The sequence below is a fragment of the Roseateles cavernae genome (assembly GCF_040187885.1).
GTDB classification, from domain to species: Bacteria; Pseudomonadota; Gammaproteobacteria; order Burkholderiales; family Burkholderiaceae_C; genus Roseateles_E; species Roseateles_E cavernae.
Genome location: NZ_JBDPLH010000006.1, coordinates 105,226 through 126,708, shown reverse-complemented (window position 1 = coordinate 126,708; position 21,483 = coordinate 105,226). Strand labels below are relative to the sequence as shown.

Annotated in this window: 20 protein-coding genes; 16 read left to right on the top strand and 4 right to left on the bottom strand. The window is 69.1% G+C overall.

What is annotated here, in order from left to right:
• The first annotated feature begins 33 nt into the window (after nucleotides 1-33).
• The 14 genes from ABGI63_RS17125 to ABGI63_RS17060 all read left to right on the top strand — a co-directional run bounded on the left by ABGI63_RS17125 (nucleotide 34) and on the right by ABGI63_RS17060 (nucleotide 17,148).
• Complete coding sequence (locus ABGI63_RS17125; protein ID WP_349743560.1) at nucleotides 34-2,070, top strand: aldo/keto reductase; 2,037 nt, start codon at nucleotides 34-36, stop codon at nucleotides 2,068-2,070.
• Nucleotides 2,067-3,182: a Gfo/Idh/MocA family protein gene (locus tag ABGI63_RS17120; protein ID WP_349743558.1), complete on the top strand. Its 1,116-nt coding sequence runs from the start codon at nucleotides 2,067-2,069 to the stop codon at nucleotides 3,180-3,182. Before ABGI63_RS17125 ends, ABGI63_RS17120 begins: the two co-directional genes overlap by 4 nt.
• Entirely contained in the window at nucleotides 3,179-3,937 is a 759-nt protein-coding gene (locus tag ABGI63_RS17115) for a sugar phosphate isomerase/epimerase family protein (protein WP_349743557.1), read from the top strand. The genes ABGI63_RS17120 and ABGI63_RS17115 overlap by 4 nt, the downstream gene beginning before the upstream one ends.
• A gap of 6 nt (nucleotides 3,938-3,943) precedes the next feature.
• Nucleotides 3,944-5,005 carry an ABC transporter ATP-binding protein gene (locus ABGI63_RS17110; protein WP_349743556.1) on the top strand — a complete coding sequence of 354 codons (1,062 nt, stop codon included), beginning with the start codon at nucleotides 3,944-3,946 and terminating at the stop codon, nucleotides 5,003-5,005.
• Nucleotides 5,002-6,207 (top strand): ABC transporter substrate-binding protein, encoded by a 1,206-nt coding sequence (locus ABGI63_RS17105; protein ID WP_349743555.1) that lies wholly within the window; start codon nucleotides 5,002-5,004, stop codon nucleotides 6,205-6,207. The genes ABGI63_RS17110 and ABGI63_RS17105 overlap by 4 nt, the downstream gene beginning before the upstream one ends.
• The gene (locus ABGI63_RS17100) at nucleotides 6,204-7,175 is read left to right on the top strand and encodes a carbohydrate ABC transporter permease (protein WP_349743553.1); all 972 of its coding nucleotides are present in this window, start codon (nucleotides 6,204-6,206) and stop codon (nucleotides 7,173-7,175) included. The genes ABGI63_RS17105 and ABGI63_RS17100 overlap by 4 nt, the downstream gene beginning before the upstream one ends.
• A complete protein-coding gene (locus ABGI63_RS17095; protein WP_349743552.1) occupies nucleotides 7,172-8,011 on the top strand; it encodes a carbohydrate ABC transporter permease in 840 nt (279 codons plus the stop codon). The genes ABGI63_RS17100 and ABGI63_RS17095 overlap by 4 nt, the downstream gene beginning before the upstream one ends.
• A complete protein-coding gene (locus tag ABGI63_RS17090) occupies nucleotides 8,008-9,711 on the top strand; it encodes an amylo-alpha-1,6-glucosidase (protein ID WP_349743550.1) in 1,704 nt (567 codons plus the stop codon). The genes ABGI63_RS17095 and ABGI63_RS17090 overlap by 4 nt, the downstream gene beginning before the upstream one ends.
• Complete coding sequence (locus ABGI63_RS17085) at nucleotides 9,708-10,748, top strand: LacI family transcriptional regulator (RefSeq protein ID WP_349743549.1); 1,041 nt, start codon at nucleotides 9,708-9,710, stop codon at nucleotides 10,746-10,748. The genes ABGI63_RS17090 and ABGI63_RS17085 overlap by 4 nt, the downstream gene beginning before the upstream one ends.
• The gene (locus tag ABGI63_RS17080) at nucleotides 10,745-11,809 is read left to right on the top strand and encodes a sugar phosphate isomerase/epimerase family protein (protein ID WP_349743548.1); all 1,065 of its coding nucleotides are present in this window, start codon (nucleotides 10,745-10,747) and stop codon (nucleotides 11,807-11,809) included. Before ABGI63_RS17085 ends, ABGI63_RS17080 begins: the two co-directional genes overlap by 4 nt.
• Nucleotides 11,806-12,969: a Gfo/Idh/MocA family protein gene (locus ABGI63_RS17075; protein ID WP_349743547.1), complete on the top strand. Its 1,164-nt coding sequence runs from the start codon at nucleotides 11,806-11,808 to the stop codon at nucleotides 12,967-12,969. The genes ABGI63_RS17080 and ABGI63_RS17075 overlap by 4 nt, the downstream gene beginning before the upstream one ends.
• A complete protein-coding gene (glk, locus tag ABGI63_RS17070; protein ID WP_349743546.1) occupies nucleotides 12,966-13,952 on the top strand; it encodes a glucokinase in 987 nt (328 codons plus the stop codon). Before ABGI63_RS17075 ends, glk begins: the two co-directional genes overlap by 4 nt.
• Before the next feature lie 167 nt (nucleotides 13,953-14,119).
• The gene (locus ABGI63_RS17065) at nucleotides 14,120-16,744 is read left to right on the top strand and encodes a TonB-dependent receptor domain-containing protein (RefSeq protein ID WP_349743545.1); all 2,625 of its coding nucleotides are present in this window, start codon (nucleotides 14,120-14,122) and stop codon (nucleotides 16,742-16,744) included.
• 35 nt (nucleotides 16,745-16,779) lie between these two features.
• Nucleotides 16,780-17,148: a cupin domain-containing protein gene (locus ABGI63_RS17060; RefSeq protein ID WP_349743544.1), complete on the top strand. Its 369-nt coding sequence runs from the start codon at nucleotides 16,780-16,782 to the stop codon at nucleotides 17,146-17,148.
• A 54-nt stretch (nucleotides 17,149-17,202) separates the two neighbouring features.
• Here the strand turns inward: ABGI63_RS17060 and ABGI63_RS17055 are convergent, their stop codons facing one another.
• Nucleotides 17,203-18,135, bottom strand: a complete 933-nt coding sequence (locus ABGI63_RS17055; RefSeq protein WP_349743543.1) for an inositol monophosphatase family protein — start codon at nucleotides 18,133-18,135, stop codon at nucleotides 17,203-17,205.
• 120 nt (nucleotides 18,136-18,255) lie between these two features.
• Between ABGI63_RS17055 and ABGI63_RS17050 the strand changes: the two genes are divergently transcribed.
• Both ABGI63_RS17050 and cysE read left to right on the top strand, forming a co-directional pair.
• Entirely contained in the window at nucleotides 18,256-18,981 is a 726-nt protein-coding gene (locus tag ABGI63_RS17050; RefSeq protein ID WP_349743542.1) for an RNA methyltransferase, read from the top strand.
• 98 nt (nucleotides 18,982-19,079) lie between these two features.
• Complete coding sequence (gene cysE, locus ABGI63_RS17045) at nucleotides 19,080-19,856, top strand: serine O-acetyltransferase (RefSeq protein ID WP_349743540.1); 777 nt, start codon at nucleotides 19,080-19,082, stop codon at nucleotides 19,854-19,856.
• Between the two features lie 3 nt (nucleotides 19,857-19,859).
• Here cysE and ABGI63_RS17040 read toward each other — a convergent pair whose 3' ends face one another.
• The 3 genes from ABGI63_RS17040 to yjgA are packed head-to-tail and all read right to left on the bottom strand — an operon-like array spanning nucleotide 19,860 to nucleotide 21,452.
• On the bottom strand, nucleotides 19,860-20,336 hold the full coding sequence (locus ABGI63_RS17040) for an FKBP-type peptidyl-prolyl cis-trans isomerase (RefSeq protein WP_349743539.1): 477 nt from the start codon (nucleotides 20,334-20,336) through the stop codon (nucleotides 19,860-19,862).
• Nucleotides 20,333-20,911 (bottom strand): molybdopterin adenylyltransferase, encoded by a 579-nt coding sequence (mog, locus tag ABGI63_RS17035; RefSeq protein WP_349743538.1) that lies wholly within the window; start codon nucleotides 20,909-20,911, stop codon nucleotides 20,333-20,335. Before mog ends, ABGI63_RS17040 begins: the two co-directional genes overlap by 4 nt.
• Entirely contained in the window at nucleotides 20,904-21,452 is a 549-nt protein-coding gene (gene yjgA / locus ABGI63_RS17030) for a ribosome biogenesis factor YjgA (protein WP_349743537.1), read from the bottom strand. The genes mog and yjgA overlap by 8 nt, the downstream gene beginning before the upstream one ends.
• Nucleotides 21,453-21,483: the final 31 nt, after the last annotated feature.

The following is a 21,483-nucleotide window of genomic DNA, read 5'->3' as shown; positions in this document are numbered from 1 at the left end:
GCATTCACAATTCAAAACGTTTCAAAACCAACCATGCTGAACTGGGGAATCATCGGCGCCGGGAACATCTCGGGCGCTTTTGCCAAGGGCCTGCAACAGACCGACAGCGGCGGCCTGGTGGCGGTGGCCAGCCGCGACGAGGCCAGGGCCCGCGCCTTTGCCGATGCCCATGCGGCGCCAGGCACGGCGGTCATCGCCCATGCCAGCTATGAGTCCTTGCTGGCCAACCCGACCGTGGACGCCGTCTATATCGGCCTGCCGCACACCGAGCATCTGCACTGGACGGTGCGGGCGCTGCGCGCCGGCAAGCATGTGCTGTGCGAGAAGCCGCTGGGGCTGAACCAGGCCGAGGCGATGATCGCGTTCGAGGCGGCCGAGCGCGCCGGCCGCGTGCTGATGGAAGCCTTCATGTACCGCTGCCTGCCGCAGACCGCCCAGCTGCTGGACTTGCTGAAGCGCGGCGTGATCGGCGAGCTGCGCCATATCCAGGCCTCCTTCTGCTACGCCTCGACGCCGCGCGCCGGCTCGCGCAGCTGGGAGCCGGGCCTCGCCGGCGGCGGCATCCTCGATGTGGGCTGCTATCCGATGTCGATGGCGCGCCTGCTGGCCGGTGTGGCCCAGGGCCAGGACTTTGCCGAGCCGCTGGAGCTGCAGGCCATGGGGCGGCTGCACGAGACGATGGGTGTCGATGCCTGGGCCCTGGCCACGCTGCGTTTTCCCGGCGACATCACGGCGCAGATCGCCACCGCGATCAGCCTGGAGCAGGAGGAATCGCTGCGCCTGGGCGGCAGCAAGGGCGCCCTGGTCGTGGCCAATCCCTGGTACGGCGCCGGTGCGCAGGCCGGCGAGAGCCGCATCGAGCTGTGGGTGGACGAGGCCCTGGCCCAGAGCTGGACCGTCGCCACCGATCGCGGCCTCTATGCCCACGAGGCCGATGTCTTCGCCCGGGCGGTCAGCACCGGTGCCGTGCCGCATCCGGCGATGAGCCCGGCCGACTCGATCGCCAACCTGGCCGCGCTGGACCGCTGGCGCCGCGCCATCGGCCTGAGCTACCCGAAGGAGCAGGTGCCCGCGCTGGTCGGCCGCAAGACCCTGGCCGGCCTGCCGATCACGCGCCGCCCCGATGCGAACATGCGCTACGGCCAGGTGCCGGGTCTTGCCAAGCCGGTGTCACGCCTGGTCATGGGGGTGGACCACCAGGAAACCCTGCCTTATGCGGCAGCGCTGTTCGATGACTATCTGGAGCGCGGCGGCAATGCCTTCGACACCGCCTGGGTCTATGACTTCGAGGGCGGGCACTGCGAGTCCATCTTCGGCGACTGGCTGAGCGCGCGCGGCATCCGCGACGAGATCGTGCTGATCGCCAAGGGCGCACACACGCCCCACTGCACGCCCGAGGGGATGGCCCGCGAGCTGGCCGAAAGCCTGGAGCGCCTGCGCACCGAGTCGGCCGACCTCTACATCCTGCACCGCGACAACCCCGAGGTGCCGGTCGGCGAGTTCATCGACGCGCTCAACGAGCAGCGCAACCAGGGCCGCTTCCAGGCCTTTGGCGGCAGCAACTGGTCGCTGACGCGGGTGGCCGAGGCGAATGCCTATGCGGCCCGGACCGGCCAGCAGGGCTTCGCCCTGGTCAACAACCAGCTGAGCCTGGCACGCATGCAGTCGCCGATCTGGCGCGGCTGTGTCTCGGCCGGCACACCGGACTCGCGGCGCTGGCTGGCCGAGCAGGGCCTGGCGCTGTTTGCCTGGTCCTCGCAGGCGCGCGGCTTCTTCGTCGACGGCCGCGCCGCGCCGGGCCATCAGGAGGACGAGGAGCTGGTGCGCTGCTGGTATAGCGAGGCCAACTTCCTGCGCCTGGCGCGGGCCCGCGAGCTGGCCGCCAAGAAGGGCTGTGCCGCGATCAATATCGCGCTGGCCTGGGTGCTGGCCCAGGACTTCCCCGCTTTCAGCCTGATCGGCCCGCGCAGCATCGCCGAGACCGCCAGCTCGATGCGCGGCCTCGATGTCAATCTCAGCGCCGAGGAACTGGCCTGGCTGGACCTGGCCGATCTGGGGAGTCCGGCATGAGCGGCATCAGCGGCGCCACGACCCGGGTCGCCATCATCGGCGCCGGCGACATCTTCCCGGCCTATGCCAAGGGCCTGCGGGCCTTCGGCCATCTCGAGCTGATCGCGGTGGCCGATGCGCGCGCCGACGCGGCCCGCGCGCGTGCCGAGGCCTTCGGCATCCGCGCGCTGACGCCTGCCGAGCTGCTGGCCGGCGAGGCGGACATCGTCATCAACCTGACCCCGCCGGCCGTCCATCTGGCGGTGGGCCGCCAGGTGCTGGAGGCCGGCAAGCATCTCTATACCGAGAAGCCGCTGGCCGCCAGCTTCGCCGAGGGCCAGGTCTTGATGGCGGCCGCCGCGCGCGCCGGCCGCCGCATCGGCTGCGCGCCCGACACCTTTCTGGGCGGCGCCGGCCAGGCCGCGCGCGCGCTGCTGGACAGCGGCCGGCTGGGCCGCATCGTTGCCGGCCAGGCCTGCATGATGGAGCGCGGCCCGGACGACTGGCACCCCAACCCCGAGTTCTTCTACCGCCCCGGTGCCGGCCCGCTGATGGACATGGGCGTCTACTACCTGACCCAGCTGGTGCAGCTGCTGGGCCCGGTGCGCCGGGTCAGCGGCATGGCCCATACCAGCTGGTCGCCGCGCCAGGTGCCGCGCGGCCCGCGCCAGGGCCAGCGCATCGCCGTCGAGACGCCCAGCCATGTGGTCGCCGGCCTGGAGTTCGTGGGCGGCGCCTTCGTCACGCTGAGCACCAGCTTCGATGTCTGGAAGCACAAGTCCAGCCCCATCGAGCTCTACGGCGAGCAGGGCTCGCTGCTGCTGCCCGATCCGAACGAGTTCGGCGGCGGCCTGCAGTTCTGCGAGCAGGACGGCGCCTGGCAAGACCTGGCCCCCCGTGCCTTCACCGGCCGGCTGCGCGGCCTGGGCGTGGCCGAGATGGCCTGGGCCATCGCCGCGGGCCAGCCGCACCGCGCCAGCGGCGAGCTGGCCCTGCATGTGCTGGAGGTGATGGACGCGACCCTGCGCGCCGCCGCCCAGGGCGGCCCGGTGGCGCTGAGCACGGGCTGCGAGCGGCCCGCGCCGCTGCCGCCGGCCTTTGCCCGGCAGATCGCCTGCGAGGTGGGCGCATGACGAAACATCACAAGATCGCCTTGCAGCTCTACACGGTGCGCAGCGCCGGCGCGCTGGCGGCGCGGCTGGCGCTGGCCCGCGAGGCCGGCTATGCCTGGGTTGAGACCGAGGGCCTGCACGGCCTGGCCCCGGCCGACTTCATCGCCACGCTGCGGGCCTCGGGCCTGGGCCTGGCCTCCATGCATGTGGAGATGAGCGAGCTGGACGCCGGCCGGGCCGAGATCCTGCAGGCCCTGGCGGCGCTGGACTGCCGCCAGCTCGTGATGCCCTGGCTGGACGAGGCCGAGCGCCCCGCCGACCAGGCCGGCTGGCTGGCGCTGGCCGCGCGGCTGCAGGCCCATGCGCAAGACCTGGCCCCGCTGGACATAGGCCTTGCTTATCATAACCATGCCTTCGAGTTCGAGCGTCTGACCGATGGCCGGACCGTGCTGGAGACGCTGTTCGAGGCCGCGCAGAGCCTGCGCTGGCAGCCCGATGTGGCCTGGGTGGCGCGCGCCGGCGAGGACCCGGCCGTCTGGCTGGCGCGCTATGCGGCGCGCCTGCAGTCGGTGCATGTGAAGGACCTGGCCGGCGAGGGTGCCGACGCGGCCGAGCAGGGCTGGGCCACGCTGGGCGAAGGGAGGCTGCCCTGGGCCCAGTGGCTGCCGGGCCTGGCGGGCCGGCTGCAGACCTTCATCGTCGAGCACGACCATCCCAGCCAGCCGGCGCGCAGCGCGCGGCTCGGTCATCAATATCTTTCAAAACGCCTGGGCTGACGACATATGGCCGACCTCAGCATCCAGCATCTGCGCAAGACCTTCGGGCCCGTCGAGGTGCTGAAGGACATCAACCTCGAGATCGCCGATCGCGAGTTCGTCTGTTTCCTGGGCCCCTCGGGCTGTGGCAAGTCCACGCTCTTGCGCTGCATCGCCGGGCTGGAGGAGGTGCAGGGCGGCGAGCTGCGCATCGCCGGCCGGCGCATCAACGAGCTGCCGCCGGCCGAGCGCGATCTGGCCATGGTGTTCCAGAGCTATGCGCTCTATCCCCATATGTCGGTGCGCAAGAACCTGGCCTTCGGCCTGAGCCTGCGGGGCCGGCCCAAGGGCGAGATCGAGGCCCGCATCCAGGAAGCGGCGCGCATGCTGCAGCTGGAGGAGCTGCTGGAGCGCAAGCCGCGCCAGCTCAGCGGTGGCCAGCGCCAGCGTGTGGCCATCGGCCGCGCCATCGTGCGCCAGCCGCGCATCTTTCTGTTCGATGAGCCGCTGTCCAATCTGGACGCGGCGCTGCGCGAGAACACCCGCATGGAGCTGGCCCGGCTGCACCAGAGCCTGCAGGCGACGATGATCTATGTGACCCACGACCAGATCGAGGCCATGACCCTGGCCAGCAAGGTGGTGGTGCTGAACCAGGGCCGCATCGCCCAGGTCGGCAAGCCGCTGGAGCTGTATCACGCGCCGGCCGATCTGTTTGTGGCCGGCTTCATCGGCTCGCCGCGCATGAATCTGCTGCCGGCCGAGGTGCTGGGGGCTATTGCCGCCAGGCCCGGGGCCATGACTCTGGGCATACGGCCCGAGCATCTGCGCCTGGGCGATGCCGGGAGCGGGGGCGGCCTGCGCGCCCAGGTGCAGATGGTCGAGTGCCTGGGCGCGCAAAGCCTGGTCCATCTGCGCCTGGCCGATGGCCATGCGATGACGGCCAGCGTCGAGGGTGCGCGTGCGGTGCAGATCGGCGATCAGTTGGGTCTGACGGTGGCGGCCGAGCATGTCCATGCCTTCGGTACCGATGGCCGCGCGCTGCCGCGAGTCCCGAGCGAGGCGGTGCAAGACGCACTGGCGCTGGCATGAACAAGCGCCTGATCCTCCTTGCGCTCGCGCTGCTGCCGCTGTCGGCCGCCGCCCAGGTGCTGCGCTTCGCGACCTGGGACGGTAGCGAGAACCTGGGCATCCAGCGCCGCATCGCCGCCGCCTTCGAGCAGCGCCATCCCGGTGTGCGGGTGCAGCTGGAGGCTTATGGCGGGGGTTTCAACCAGAAGCTGTCGGCCGCCTTCGGTGCGCGCAACCCGCCCGATGTGATGATGATGTGGAACTTCCCGCTCTACCACCGCGTGCTGGAGCCGCTGGATGCCTGGCAGGCCCGCGAGCCGGCCTTCGCCAGCGCCGATCTGGTGCCGGGCCTCTTGCGCTTTGCCAGCGCCGAGGGCCGGCTCTACGGTGTGCCGGCCGGCTTCACCAGCCAGGTCATCTACTACAACAAGGACATGTTCGACCGCGCCGGCCTGGCCTATCCGCAGCCGGGCTGGAGCTGGGAGGATCTGGCCGCGCTGTCGCGCAAGCTCAGCCGCCCGGCCGCCAAGGTCTATGGCTATGGCCTGGACGTGGCCCCCGATCCCTACGACTTCCAGGGCTATTTGTGGAGCGCCGGTGCCCGCATGCTGGGCGCCGATGGGCGGCGGGTGCAGGGCGAGCTCGACAGCGCCGGCTCGCAGGCGATGTTCACGATGCTGCTGGGCCTGCTGGACCAGGGGCTGGCGGCGACGCTGGGCGTGGGCGACGGCAGGAACCAGCGCCAGCTCTTCGTTGCCGATCGCGTTGCGATGCTGATGGACGGCGCGGCCTTCCGGCTCGAACTGGCCCAGGACGGCAAGCGCTACGGCGTGGCGCCGCTGCCCAGCTTCCAGGGCCGGCCGGCGCAAAGCGTCGTCAGCGTCTCCTCGCTGGCCATCGCCCGCGACTCGACACAGAAGGCCCTGGCCTGGCAGTTCATCAGGTTCTACAGCAGCGCCGAGGCGGTGCGCCTGCGCCAGGGCGATCTGCCGGTGCTGATGAGCGTGGCGCGCGAGCTGCGGCTGCAGGAGGATCCGCAGGTCCAGCCCTTTTATGCGATGGCGCTGAGCATGCAGGAGGTGCCGGCCTTTCTGCTGAACCCGCGCTGGACCCGGGCCTCGGCCGTGGTGCGCGATGCGATCCAGGCAGTGTTCCTGAAGCAGGGCGAGGTCGGCCCCATCCTCAGCAAGGCCGCGCTGAAGGCCGAGAGGAAGCTGCAATGAGCGCCCGCGTGATGCTGTCCGGCGCCACCGCCCCCGCGCAAGACCTGGTCCCGCCGAGCCGTCGGCGCTGGCCGCGCGGCCTGACGCCCTGGCTTTTCGTCGCACCCTGGCTACTGGGCTTTGTGGCCTTCACGCTGGGGCCCCTGCTGTACTCGCTCTACACCAGCCTGTTCGACTGGCCGCTGATGGGCGGCGAACGCTTCGTCGGGCTGGAGAACTACCGCCGCATCCTGACGGTGGACGACGACTTCCGCGATGCGCTCTGGGTCACCTGCCGCTTTGCCGGCCTCTATGTGCCCATCCATCTGGTGGCCGCGCTGGGCCTGGCCCTGCTGCTGAACCGGCGCGGCTGGGGCCAGGGCCTGTTCCGCACCCTGTTCTATCTGCCCAGCATGCTGTCGGGCGTGGCCCTGGTGACGATCTGGACCTGGATCTACAGCCAGGAGTACGGGCTCTTGAACTATCTGCTGGGCCTGATCGGCATCGCGCCGCTGAACTGGCTGGGCAGCCCGCGCTGGGCCATCTGGTCGGTGGTGATCGCCAGCCTGTGGAGCCTGGGCGGCACGATGCTGGTGTTCCTGGCCGGGCTGAAGGCGATACCGGTCGATCTCTACGAAGCGGCCGCGCTGTCGGGCGTGTCGCGGCTCAAGCAGTTCACGCACATCACCTTGCCGCTGCTGTCGCCGGTGCTGCTGTTCAACCTGGTCACGACCCTGATCGCCGCCTTCCAGCAGCTGACCCTGGCCCTGTTGCTGACCGAGGGCGGGCCGCTGAAGTCCACCTATATGCTGGCCATGTACATCTACGACACCGCTTTCAAGTACTTTGACATGGGCTATGCCTCGGCGCTGTCCTGGTTGCTGTTCCTGATCATCCTGCTGCTGGCCCTGAGCGTGATGCGCTTCTCCAGCCTGTGGGTGTTCTACGAAAACGAGGTCAAGCGCGAGTCGGGGGAGGGCCAGGCATGACCCCGTTCAACTCTGCCCGCCATGCCCGCCGCCTGGCCTACTACACGCTGATGCTGGGCCTGGCCCTGCTGTTCGTGCTGCCGCTGTACTGGACCCTGGTGACCGCGCTGAAGGCCAGGAGCGAGCTCTACACCTGGCCGCCGGTGTGGTGGCCGGCGCTGCCGCGCTGGCACAACTTCGCCGAGGCCTGGGCCGCCCAGCCCTTCGGCCTGTTCCTGTGGAATTCGCTGCTGGTGGGCACGCTGTCGACGCTGGGCCAGCTGTTCTCGTCCAGCCTGGTGGCCTATGGTTTTGCGCGCTTCGAGTTTCGTGGCCGCGACACGCTGTTCATGGTGGTGCTGGGCTCGATGATGATTCCCTGGGACGTCACGATGATCCCCCTCTATATGCAATTCAACTGGCTAGGCTGGATCAACACGCTCAAGCCCTTGATCGTGCCCAACTTCTTCGGCGCGGCCTTCTACATCTTCCTGCTGCGCCAATTCATCATGAGCATCCCGCGCGAGCTCGACGAGGCCGCACGCATGGACGGTGCCAATGCCTGGCAGATCTACTGGCGCATCCATCTGCCGCTGATGGCGCCGGCCCTGGTGCTGGTCGGCACCTTCCAGTTCCTCGGCAGCTGGAACGACTATCTGGGCCCGCTGATCTTCCTGAACGACCAGAGCCTCTACACCCTGCCGCTGGGCCTGGCCCAGTTCCGTGGCCTGCATGCCAACAACCTGACCGCGATCGCCGCGATGACCGTGCTGCTTTGCCTGCCGCCGCTGCTGCTGTTCTTCCTGGCCCAGCGCCACATCATGGAGGGCGCCAGCGCCGGCGCCGTGAAGGGATGATGCTCTCGACCCTGTTCGACCCACGCTCCGTGCCGCTGTCGCGGCGCGGCAGCTGGTATTGCGTCTCCTGGATAGCGGAGGACTCGGCCTTCTGGCTGCGCCAGCTGCGCGGTGGCGACGAGCACACCGATCTGGGCCGGCTGTTCCGGCTGCTGCCCGTGGACGCTGAAGGCAGGGAGGTCCAGGGGGAGTGGTGCCTGCAAGCCGATTCGCTGAGCTTCCAGGCCGAGGCCGGCGCGCTCCATCTGGCCCTTGCCGATGCCGACACGCTGGCGCTGCAAGGCCGTGGCCTGGGCCTGCATCTGAGCCTGCAGAGCAAGCGCTACGACTATGCCCAGCGCCTGGACGACCGGGCCGTGCACATCAGCTGTGCCGGCCAGGACCTGTCGGCCCGGGTCGCGCTGGCCGAAGGGCGGCTGCGGCTGGACGCCCCCTGGCAGGGCCAGCGCGCCGAACACATCGCGCTGGACCTGCTGCCGGACGAGGCCGGCGCGCTGGCGGCCGCCGTCCATCTCTACCGCGTGCTGCCGGCGCGCCGCGACGTCGCGGACTTCGCCGCCGCGCGTGCCGATACCGAAGCCGATTTCGAGGCCTGGCTGGCCCTGACCCCGGCCCTGCCGCAAGACCTGGCCCCGCTGCGCCGGCTGGCCGCCTACATCACCTGGTCCTGCATCGTGCCCGCCGAAGGCCGGCTGCACTACCCGGCCATGTATATGTCCAAGAACTGGATGACCAATATCTGGAGCTGGGACCATTGCTTCAACGCATTGGCGCTGGGCGCGCGCCAGCCCGAGCTGGCCTGGCAGCAGCTGGCGCTGATGTTCGAGCTGCAGCACCCGAGCGGCCGCCTGCCGGACTTCGCCAACGATCTGCAAGCCTACTGGCGCTTCACCAAACCGCCGGTCCATGGCTGGACCGTGGCCCGGCTGCGTCGCCTGGCACCCTGGTCGCCGCAGCGCTGCGCGCAGATGCACGACTGGCTGGCGGCGCAGGCGCGCAGCTGGCTGGACACCGCAGCGGAGGATGGTCTGCCCGCCTACGACCATGGCAACGACGCCGGCTGGGACAACGCGACGGTGTTTCTTGCCGGCACGCCGCTGCAAAGCCCCGATCTGGCGAGTTTTCTGGTGCTGCAGCTGGAGGAACTGGCCGCGCTGGCCGAGCTGCTGGGCCGGCCGGCGCAGGCGCAGGACTGGCGTGCCCGGGCCGATGCCTTGTTCGAGCGCCTGATGGCCCGGCTCTGGACCGGCGAGCGCTTCGTCGCCCGGCTGGCCGATGGCCGCGTGGTCGAGCAGGGCGACAGCCTGATCGCCTACATGCCGCTGCTGCTCGGCCCGCGCCTGCCGCCGGCCGTGCGCGAGCGTCTGCTGGCCGAGCTCTTCGAGCCGGGCCGCTTCCTGAGCCCCCATGGCCTGGCCACCGAATCGCAGCGCAGCCCGCATTACCGCGCCGACGGCTACTGGCGCGGCCCGATCTGGGCGCCGACGACGCTGCTCTTCGTCGACGCGATGGACCGCTGCGGCCGGCCCGACCTGGGCGACGAGCTGACGCGGCGCTTCACCGCGCTGTGCGCGAGCAAGGGCCTGGCCGAGAACTTCGATGCGCAAAGCGGCGCGCCGCTGCGCGACCCCGCGTTCACCTGGACCTCCAGCGTGGCTCTGCTGCTGGGCCAGCGCTTGTTGAATGGCACCTCCTCATGAGCGATAGCAAAGTCACTTTGAAAACCCTGATGCGCCACACCGGTCTGTCGTTGGGCACGGTCTCGCGGGCGCTGCAGGACGGCCCCGAGGTCCGGCGCGAAACCCGCGAGCTGGTCAAGGCCGCCGCGCGCGAGCTGGGCTACACGCCCAATCTGGCCGGCGTCAAGCTGCGCACCGGCAAGACCTACACGCTGTCCATCGTGCTGCCGGTCGAGAACGCCGAGCAGGACTTCAGCGACAGCGGCTTCATGGCCCTGGTCTCGGGCCTGCATGCCGCGCTGGCCGGCACTTTCTACAGCCTGGTGGTCCAGCCCGAGCTGCCCGACGACGACCCGGTGGCCGGCCTGCGCAAGCTGGTCGAGACACGCCGCGTCGACGGCCTGGTGCTGACCCAGACCCGGCCGCAGGACGAGCGCATCCGCTATCTGCTGGCGCAGGACTTCCCCTTCGTCAGCTATGGCCGCAGCGAGCTGGCGCAGGCCCATCCCTGGTACGACACCGACCATGAGGACATGGCCTACCGCGCGACCCGGCGCCTGATCGCGCGCGGCCATCGCCGCATCGCGATGCTGAACCCGCCGGCCGAGCTGATGTACAGCCAGCACCGCGACCGCGGCCACCATCGCGCCTTGCAGGAGGCCGGGCTGGCGCAAGACCCGGCACTGACCCGGCATTCGGGCTTGTCGGCCAGTGACGGCCGCCGCCTGGTGCTGGAGCTGGCCCGGCTCGAGTCCCGGCCGACCGCCTTTGTCTGTGCCAATGAATACGGCGCGCTGGGCGCCCTGTCGGCCTTTGCCGAGCTGGGCTGGCAGGCCGGCCGCGAGGCCGTGGTCGTGGCCACCGACGACAGCAATGTCAGCGCCTTCTTCGTGCCGCCGCTGTCGACCTATTACGCCTCGCTGCATGGCGCCGGCCGCCAGCTGGGCCAGCTGCTGCTGCGCCGGCTGGACGGCGAGCCGCTGGAGCAGCTGCGGCTGCTGGAACAGGCCGAGCTGATCGAGCGCCAGAGCGATGCCTTGCAGGAGGGCCAGGCATGAAAACGCTGCAAGGCCCGGGCCTGTTCCTGGCCCAGTTCGCCGGCGACGAACCGCCGTTCGACACGCTCGACCATCTGTCCCGCTGGGCGGCCGGCCTCGGCTTCGCGGCGCTGCAGATCCCCAGCTGGGATGCGCGCCTCTTCGATCTGGCGCTGGCGGCCGAGAGTCAGACCTACTGCGACGAGCTGCGCGGCCGGCTGGCCGAGCAGGGCTTGCAGATCAGCGAGCTGTCCACCCATCTGCAGGGCCAGCTGATGGCCGTGCATCCGGCCTATGAGCGCCAGTTCGACGGCTTTGCCGCGCCGGCGGTGCGTGGCGACCCGGCCCAGCGCAGCGCCTGGGCGCAGCAGCAGCTCAGGCTCGCGGCGCGCGCCTCGGCGCGCCTGGGCCTGCAAGCCCACGCCACCTTCTCCGGTGCGCTGGCCTGGCCCTATCTCTATCCCTGGCCGCAGCGGCCGGCCGGCCTGATCGAGGAGGCGTTTGCCGAGCTGGCGCGGCGCTGGCGGCCGGTGCTCGATGCCTTCGACGAGGCCGGCGTCGATGTCTGCTACGAGCTGCATCCCGGCGAAGACCTGTTCGACGGTCTGACGTTCGAGCGCTTTCTCGATGCCGTCGGCCAGCACCCGCGCGCCCATATCCTCTACGACCCCAGCCATCTGCTGCTGCAGCAGCTCGACTACCTGGCCTTCATCGACATCTACCACGCCCGCATCCGCGCCTTCCATGTCAAGGATGCCGAGTTTCGCCCGGACGGTCGGCAGGGCGTCTACGGCGGCTATGCGCCCTGGCTGGAGCGGGCCGGGCGCTTCCGCTCGCTGGGCGACGGGCAGATCGACTTCGGCGCGATCTTCTCCAAGCTGGCCCGGCACGACTATCCGGGCTGGGCGGTGCTGGAGTGGGAGTGCTGCCTGAAACACCCGGAAGACGGTGCACGCGAGGGGGCTGACTTCATCCGCCGCCACCTCATCCGCGTGGCGGACCGGGCCTTCGACGATTTCGCCGATGCGCAGACGCCGCGCGCCGAGCTGCGCCAGATGCTGGGCCTGGGGAGCGAGGCATGAACAAGCCCCTGAAGCTGGGCATGGTCGGCGGCGGGCAGGGCGCTTTCATCGGCGGCGTGCACCGCATCGCGGCACGGCTCGATGGGCAGTGGCAGCTGGTGGCCGGCGCCCTGTCCAGCGAGCCCGAGCGCGCCGCCGCCAGCGCCCGCGAGCTGGGGCTCGATCCGGCGCGCAGCTACGCCAGCTGGCAGCAGATGGCACGGCGCGAGGCCGAGCGGCCCGACGGCATCGATGCGGTGGCCATCGTCACGCCGAATCATCTGCATGCGCCGGTGGCCACGGCTTTCCTGGAGGCGGGCATTGACGTGATCTGCGACAAGCCGCTGGCCACCTCGCTGGCCGAGGCCCGCGCGCTGGCCGCGCTGGCGCGGCGGCGCGAGCGCCTGCTGTGCCTGACCCAGACCTATAGCGGCTATGCGATGGTGCGCGAGGCCCGCGCCCTGGTGGCGGCCGGCGAGCTCGGCACGCTGCGCCTGATCCAGGTCGAGTATGCGCAGGACTGGCTGACCGAAGCGATCGAAGCGCAGGGCCACAAACAGGCGGCCTGGCGCTGCGACCCGGCGCTGGCCGGGCCGGCCGGCGCGCTGGCCGATATCGGCAGCCATGCCTACCACCTGGCCTGCTTTGTCAGCGGCCTGCGCGCCGAGGCGGTCTGTGCCGAGCTGAGCCGCCTGGTGCCGGGCCGTCGGCTCGACGACCATGCCCAGGCCATGCTGCGCTTTCCCGGCGGTGTGCGCGGCATGCTCTGGGCCAGCCAGGTGGCGGCCGGCTGCGAGAACGCGCTGTGCCTGCGCATCTGGGGCAGCCGCGCCGGCCTGGAGTTCGCGCAGGAGCGGCCCGACGAGTTGCTGATCACCCCACTGGGCGGCGCGAGCCGGCGCCTGAGCCGTGGGCGTGCGAGCAGCGCCGAGGCCGGGGCCGCCACTCGGCTGCCGGCAGGCCATCCCGAGGGCTATCTGGAGGCTTTTGCCCAGCTCTACCGCGATGCGGCCGAGCAGATACGGGCGCGACGCGAGGGCCGGGCACCGGACATCGGCAGCCGCTGGCTGACGACGGCCGAGGACGGCGTCGCCGGCCTGGCTTTCATCGATGCCATGCTGGCCAGCGATCGCGCCGGCAGCGCCTGGACAGCACTGGACACCGAAGGAGTGCTCCCATGATCGAGATCGGCATCCGCAACCCCCGTGCGGCCAGGCTGCTGGCCGATGTGGGCGGCACCCATGTGCGCCTGGGTTGGCAGAACGGCGCCGACGCGGCCATCGAGCATGTGCAGACCCTGGCCTGCGATGCGCACCGCGATCTGGGAGATTGCCTGGGGCGCTATCTGCAAGGCCTGGACGCGGCCGGCGCTGCGCGGCCGACCCAGGCGGCGCTGGGCGTGGCCAGCGCGGTGCTGGACGACCGGGTGCGCCTGACCAACCGCGACTGGGCCTTCTCGGCCCAGGCTCTGGCCCGGCAGCTGGACTTGCAGCGCCTGGTGGTGCTGAACGACTTCACCGCGCTGGCGCTGGCGATCCCGGCGCTGCCCGAGCCTGACTTCTGGCATATGGGCGGGCCGAGCCGCGGCGCGCCGGGGCCGCTGGCGGTGATAGGGCCGGGCACCGGCCTGGGCGTCTCTGGCCTGATCCCCCAAGGCGACGGGCAGTGGACGGCCCTGCAAACCGAGGGTGGCCATGTCGGCCTGGCGCCGCAGACCGAACGCGAGGCGGCGCTGCTGGACCGGCTGCGCCGGCGCTTCGGGCGCGTCTCGGCCGAGCGGGTGCTGTCGGGGCCAGGTCTTGCTAATCTGCGCCGGGCCATCGCCGAGCTTGATGGCCAGCCCTTGCCGGCCGAGCCCAGCCCGGCCGAGGTCTTGCAGCAGGCCCTGGCCGGCCAGCCGCCAAGCGCCGAGGCGCTGGCCCTGTTCTGCGCCTTGCTGGGCGATGTGGCCGGCGATCTGGTGCTGTCGCTGGGTGCCCGTGGCGGCCTCTACATCGGCGGCGGCATCGTGCCGCGCCTGGGGCCTGAGCGCTTCATCGGGTCGGAATTTCGCCAACGTTTCGAGGCCAAGGGGCGCCTGGCCGGCTATATGCACGAGGTGCCCGCCTATGTGATCGCGAGCCAGGAGCCGCCGGCCCTGCTCGGAGCGAGTCGAGCGCTATGAGCCCGCCGCACTAAGCACCACGCGGTGCGCCCGGGGCTGGGCGCGACCGTGTTCCTTCCCGAAGTACCGATGCGAGGCCGTCCGCGGCCCTGCAGGGGCTTCTCTTTGCCCGCTGTTTTCATTGATGCAGTCCATTCAACAAGCAAGCGACCCACGGAGACAAAAGCATGAAGAAGAGAGTTGGACATCAGCCGCAGCCCCTGCTTTGCGGCCAGGAATCGAATCGTTTCAAGCTGCGCGCGGCCTGGCTGGCTGCGGCCCTGCTGCAGCTCGCGGCCCTGCCGGCGCTGGCCCAGCCGGCGGCGGCCAAGCCGGATGAGAAGGGCAAGGACGAGTCGACCAATCAGCTGGACCGCGTCGTCGTGACCGGCAGCACCGGGCTGAACCGCACGGTGCGCGAGAGCTCGGTGGCCGTGACCGTGGCCGACCGCGAGGCCTTGGATCGCAAGGCGCCGTACTCGGCGGCCGAGGCCATGGAGCTGGTGCCGGGCATGTATATCGAGGCCTCGGCCGGCGAGATGTCCAACAACTACTCGGTGCGCGGCATGTCCGGCGGCAACCAGCGCTGGGTGCAGGTGCAGGAGGACGGCCTGCCCATCTTCTACTATCCGAGCTGGTCGGCCGATGGCCTGGTCAAGTCGGAACTCGGCATCGACCGCATGGAGGCGGTGCGCGGCGGCACCTCGGCCATCCTGACCGCCAACGGTGCCGGCGCCACCATCAACTTCCTGACCTTCCGCAACAAGGGCAAGCCCGAGGGCGCGCTGCGCCTGACCACCTCCGACTACCAGCAGCGCCGCGTGGACCTGCGCTATGCCGGTGGCCTGGGCGAGGGCTGGTTTGGTGGCGTGTCGGGCTACTACCGCGTCGACGACGGCGTGCGCCATCCCGAGTTCACCGGCAACAAGGGCGGCACGCTGCGTGCGCACATCGGCCGCAAGATCGATGACGGCGAGTGGGGCGTGAACCTCAAAGTCATGCGCGACCACACCATGTTCTATCTGCCCATTCCCGTGATCGGCAAGGACAAGCCGCGCAGCCTGCCCGGCATGAACGCCAACTACGGCACCATGATAGGCCTCGACTCGGGCATACAGACGGTGCGCACATCGCTGGTGCCCGGAACCTTCACGCAGAGGGTGGACTCGCGCGATGGCTATGACCACAAGGCCTTCGCGCTGGGCTACCACTTCGAGAAAGCCCTGGCGCCGGCCTGGAAGTTCTCATCCAAGGGCCGCTATACCGATTCCGACGTGACCGCCAGCGTGGTGTTCTCGTCCAGCAACAACAGCCTGCGCCCGGCCGTCGACCGGCTGGATCCGACCAAGTTCGGCTACATCAAGGAGATGCTGGACCGTTTCGGCCCGGCCTGCGGCGGCAGCTGCAAGCCGGCGGTCCGCATCGTCTCGACCGGGGAGGTGCTCTCCACCCCCGAGCAGCTCAATGCGCTGAACGGCAACGGCCTGCTGTCCGACAACGTGCTGCAGGCCGACAAGCAGGTGATACGGGAGTTCGTCAACGATATGCGCCTGAGCTGGAACACCGAGCGCAACAGCCTCGGCCTGGGCCTGCTGACCTTCAACACGCGCAGCGAGGGGGGCAGCCCGGTGTCGGCGCGCTTTGTCAGCGATGTGCGCAACCACGCCAGGCGGGTCGATCTGGTGGCGCTCGACCCGTCCGGCAAGGTGGTGGGTTCCTACACCGAGAACGGTGTGCGCGAGCACTCCACCTGGGGCGACAGCAATGACCGCAACCGCAACAAATCGATGTCCGTCTACCTGAACGACGAGTACAAGCTCAGCGACACCCTGCGCCTGGACGCCGGCCTGCGCATCGAGCGATTCCGCTATCGGCAGGAACGCGGCGGCTATGGCGAGTACGAACCCATCCCCGGCGCCTTCAAGCCGGGCTGTGATCGCGACGCGCTGGGCGATGCGGCCTGCGATGTGGACAACGTCATCGCCAACAACTACTGGGCCTACCCGAACAACGGTCAGTACGAGACGGTGCGCAACCGCTGGACCGAACCCTCCTGGACTGTTGGCGGCAACTATCTGCTGAACAACAATATCGCTCTCTACGGTCGATTCGCCAAGAGCTACCAGAGCACCGGTGATCTGCCGGTGACCAAGATCGAGTTCGGTGAGCTGGGGGCGCGCATGCAGGCCAGGAACGTCGCCGCCACGCTGACCTTCTACAAGGCCAATTTCAAGGGCGATCCGAACAGCGCCGAGGTGGACAACGCCCAGGTCGAGATGCTGCAGGGCGTGAAGTCGCAAGGCCTGGAGTTCGAAGTGAGCTGGCGGCCGCTGCGCTGGTTCGAGTTCGCGGCCACCGGCGTGCTGCAGCGCTCGCGCTTCAGCGTCAACAACCTGCGGGTGCTGCGCGGCAGCGGCACCGATCTGGAAGCCTTGCTGAAGGAGGCCACCAGCTGGTCGGGCAACCGCCCGGAGCGCACGCCCGACCGCAACTTCACGCTCGCGCCGACCCTGTTCTTCAACGATGGCAAGGGCGAATTCACCGTGGCCTGGCACTACGTCGGTGACCGTTTCGCCGATGTGTCCAACTCGGTGCGCCTGCCGGCCTACAAGACCATCAATCTGAGCCTGCGCTACGAGCTGACACCCACCATCACCTTGAATGCGGCGGTACGCAATCTGACCAACACCGTCGGCCTGACCGAGGGCAATCCGCGCTCGGGCTTTGTGCAGGCGCCGGCTGGCAGCGACTACTACTATGCTCGTCCGATCCTGGGCCGCAACGCCCAGCTGTCGGCGACCATGAGCTTCTGAGGAGACACTTCATGCAGTCACAAACTGGCAAACCCATGACAAACGCGATCTGGGACCATCATGTGGCGGTGCCCGATGCGCCGCCGGGCTTTACCGTGCGGACCTGCGTGCCGGCCAACCCCGACGGGGTCGAGGTGATGCTGGAGCGCTGGGAGGCCGGCAGCAGCGAGCCGCCGCACAGCCATCCCGGCAGCGACATGACCGTGGTGGTGGAGGGCCGGATGCGCATCCAGTTCTTCAGGCGCGAGGGCGGGGCGCTGCTGCCCGACGGCGCGCCGCTGCTGCTGAATGCCGGCGAGACCGGCTATGTGGCGGCCGGACGCATCCACGATGCCCAGTATCTGCAGGACTGCAAGCTGGTCTATGTGCACGAGCGGGCCTTTGGCTTCCAGACGGAGGCCTGAAAAGACAGAGCCCTCTTGCGAGGGCTCTGTCTGTCGGGGCAGGGCGTCGCCCGCTCAGGCGGCGTCGCTGCCCTTCTTGATGCGCACCGAGGCGCGCTTCTTCGGTTCGGCAGCCACCTCGGCGGCCACGACATCGGCGGCGCTGGGCTTGGCCTCGGCAGCCTCTTCTTCGGCCTTGATCACGCGGCTATAGGGCGCCAGGATGGGCACCAGCTGGCCGTAGATCTTGGGGCTGCCGGCCAGCACTTCGCGCTGGTTCATGAAATCGGACTCGCCGGTGAAGTTGCCGATCAGGCCACCGGCTTCGGTGATGATCAGCGAGCCGGCGGCCACGTCCCAGGGGTTCAGGCCGGTCTCGAAGAAGGCGTCGTAGTAGCCGGCGGCCACATAGCAGAGGTCCAGCGCGGCGGCACCCGGGCGGCGCAGGCCGGCGCACAGCGGCATGATCTCCTCGAACATCTTCAGATAGCGCTTGAAGTTGTCGCCGCGGCGGAAGGGGAAGCCGGTGCCGATCAGCGCGTCGCTCATGCGGGTGCGCTTGGAGACGCGCAGGCGGCGGTCGTTCAGGAAGGCGCCGCGACCCTTGGTCGCGTAGAACAGATCGTTGCGGGTCGGGTCGTAGACGACGGCCTGCTGCACCACGCCGCGGTGCGCCAGCGCGATCGACACGCAGTACATCGGCAGGCCGTGGATGAAGTTGGTCGTGCCGTCCAGCGGATCGATGATCCAGACGAACTCGGAATGCTTGGCGCCATGCTCGCGGCCCGACTCCTCGGCCAGGATGCCGTGGTCGGGATAGGCCTGCAGCAGGATCTCGATGATGGCGTTTTCCGCCGCCTGGTCCACCTCGGTCACGAAGTCATTGGGCGACTTGGTGTTGATCTTCAGGATGTCGAGGTCCAGGGACGCGCGGTTGATGATGGAACCTGCTGCGCGGGCCGCCTTGATGGCGACATTGAGCATGGGATGGAGAGCAACTTGCGTCATGCGTGGTGAACCTGCAAACGAATGGGGTGGACTGGCGAAAGGAAAGAGCGTTGCGAAACGAGGCGCGAGGCCCTGGCCGCAGATAATCGCGTATTTTAGCCGAGACCGGCAAGGGCCACCGTGGATTCCACACGCTTCATCCTGATTGAGACCAGCCACCCCGGCAATGTGGGGGCCGCCGCGCGGGCGATGAAGGTGATGGGTTTTGCCGAGCTGGTGCTGGTGCGGCCGCGTTTTGCCGATGTCCTGTGCCACGAGGACACGGTGGCGATGGCCAGCGGTGCGGCCGATATCCTGGCTCGGGCCCGCATCGTCGCGAGTCTGGAGGAGGCGCTGGACGGCGTCACCTTCGCCTGCGCCACCGCGATGACGCCGCGCGACTTCGGCCCGCCGACGCGTGAGCCCCGCCCGCTGTTCGCCGAGCTGGCACAGGCGCAGCACAAGATCGGCCTGGTATTCGGTTCCGAGCGCTACGGCATGAGCAACGAGGATGTCTACCGCTGCCACGCGGTGCTGTCGATCCCGACCCATCCCGACTATGGCTCGCTGAATCTGGCCCAGGCCGTGCAGCTGCTGGCCTACGACCTGCGCCAGGCGCTGGGCGGCTTCTCGGTGCAGGCACGCACGCCCGACCCCGAGCTGGCCGATGCCCAGGCGGTGCAAGGCCTGCTGAGCCATCTGCAGGCCTCGCTGGAAACGATCGGCTTTCTGGACCCGGCCGCGCCGCGCAAGCTGATGCCCCGGCTCAATCAGCTCTTCAACCGTGCCCAACTGACCCGCGAGGAGGTCCATATCCTGCGCGGCATCGCGCGCCAGATGGTCAAGCCCCACGCCAGCGAGGATTGAGCGCGGCCGCTCAAGCACTTGCGCTTCAGAGAAGACGCATATCCCGCAGGGATGTGTAGTCGCAACTAAACTGGCTGGCCACTTTGCCTCGATTCCCCATGTTCCAGCGCCTTCGCGAAGACATCGCCTGCATTCTTGAGCGAGACCCCGCCGCCCGTTCTGCCTGGGAGGCGCTGACCTGTTATCCGGGTCTGCATGCGCTGGTGCTGCATCGCCGTGCCCATTGGTGCTGGACCCATGGCCTGAAATGGCTGGGGCGCTTCATCTCGCACTGCGGCCGCTTCCTCACGGGCATTGAGATCCATCCCGGCGCGACCATAGGCCGCAAGGTCTTCATCGACCATGGCATGGGCGTCGTGATCGGCGAGATGGCCGAGATTGGCGAGGGCTGCACGATCTACCAGGGCGTGACCCTGGGCGGCACGGCGCTGATCAAGGGGGCCAAGCGCCACCCGACCCTGGAGGCCGGCGTCATCGTCGGTGCCAATGCCTGTGTGCTGGGCGGCTTCACCGTCGGTGCCGGTGCGCGCATCGGCTCGCTGGCCGTGGTGACCAAGCCGGTGCCGCCGGGCGCGACTGCGGTGGGCAATCCGGCGCGCATCATCGAGGCCAAGCTTGATGCCGAGCGCGAGGCCCAGGCGGCTCGCATGGGTTTCTCGGCCTATGGCGTGACGCAGAGCGACGATCCCTTGTCCCAGGCCCTGCGCGGCCTGATCGACAACGCCTCGGGCCAGGACCACCAGATCGCGCTGCTGTGGCAGGCCATCGAGACCCTGGCCAAGGCGCGCAGCTCCGACAAGGACTGCGTGCCCTCGGATGCGGCCCGTACCGAGTGTTTCGAGGCCGCCAAACTCAATCAGCTGATCGGCAAGTAGCGATCAATGATGGTGTCCATGGTCGCCGTGAGCGTGACCATGGGCCACTTCCTCGGCGCTGGCGGCGCGTACCGACACGACCTTGACCGTCACCTTCAGTCCCATGCCGGCCAGCGGGTGATTGCCGTCCAGGATCACGGTATCGCCCTTGATCTTGGCGACGTTGTAGACATGGGTGTGGCCGTCCTGCTCGCGGATTTCCAGCTGGCCCCCGACCTTGACGCCGGGCGGGAAGTCCTTCTTCGCGATGCTGCGCAGCAGGCTCTCGTCGCGTACGCCGAAGGCGGTCTCGGGCGTCAGGTTCAGCGTGGTCTGGAAGCCGGCCTCCTGTTCCAGCAAGGCTGCTTCGACGGCCGGCAGGGTGTTGCCGTAGCCGCCGATCAGCACGGCCATCGGCTCCTTCGATTCTTCGATCAGGCGGCCCAGATGGTCGGCGACCTTGAGCTTGACGATGGCGATGGTGTCTTTCTGGATCTTCATGGGTTTGCTGGCTTCTTGAGCGCGGATTTCGGACGGAAGGCCTGGCAGACCTCGTCGCGGGTTTCGAGATAGGGGCCACCGATCAGGTCGATGCAATAGGGCACGGCGGCGAAGATGCCGCTGGCCTTTTCATGGCCGGCCAGGGTTTCGGCGATGGCCTTGGGCTGGCCCGGCAGATTGATGATCAGGCTCTGGCCGCGTATCACCGCGACCTGGCGCGACAGGATGGCGGTGGGCACGAAATGCAGCGAGATCTGGCGCATCTGCTCGCCGAAACCCGGCATCTCGCGGTCGGCGACATCCAGCGTGGCTTCCGGGGTCACGTCGCGCAGGGCCGGGCCGGTGCCGCCGGTGGTCAGCACGAGGTCGCACTTCGCCTCATCGACCAGCTCGCGCAGCGTCGCGGCGATCAGCGGCCGCTCGTCGGGGATCAGGCGCGGTTCGAATTCGATGGGGTTCAGCAGCGCGGCCGTGAGCCAGTCCTGCAGCGCCGGCAGGCCCTTGTCCTCGTAGACGCCGCTGGAGGCTCGGTCGCTGATCGAAACGATGCCGATGCGGACCGCCTGCTCACTCATCGGTCGGCTCCACGCGCAGCTGCTCGGTCTTGATCAGCTGGAACAGCTCGCGGAAGGCGCGGCCGCTGCGCTGTTCGGGCGCCGCAGCGGCATCCTTGCGGGCCGCGCGCACCAGGCTGCGCAGCTGCTGCACATCGACCTCGGGATGCGCGCTGACGAAGGCCTGCAACTCCTCGTCGCTGGCCAAGAGGCGCTCGCGCCAGCGCTCGCTCTGGTGCAGGGCCAGGCTGTCCTTGGCATGGCCCAGCTTGAAGGCGGCCACGGCCTCCTTGATCGGCTCGGGGTCGACCTTGCGCATCAGCTTGCCGATGTACTGCATCTGGCGGCGCCGGGCTTCATGGGCCGTGATCTTCTTGGCGGCCTTGACGGCGTCGAGCAGGATTTCCGGCAGGCCCAGCGGCGCGACGCGGTCGGCCGGCAGGGTCAGCAAATCTTCGCCCAGCGACTGGAGCTCATGGGAGTCCTTCTTCTTCTGGGTCTTGCTGGGACGATCGTAGAAGTCGTCGTCGTCCGGAATGTTCTCTTCTTGCGGGTAGGTCATAAGGCTCTCTGATCAGGCGGGCAGCGCCGGC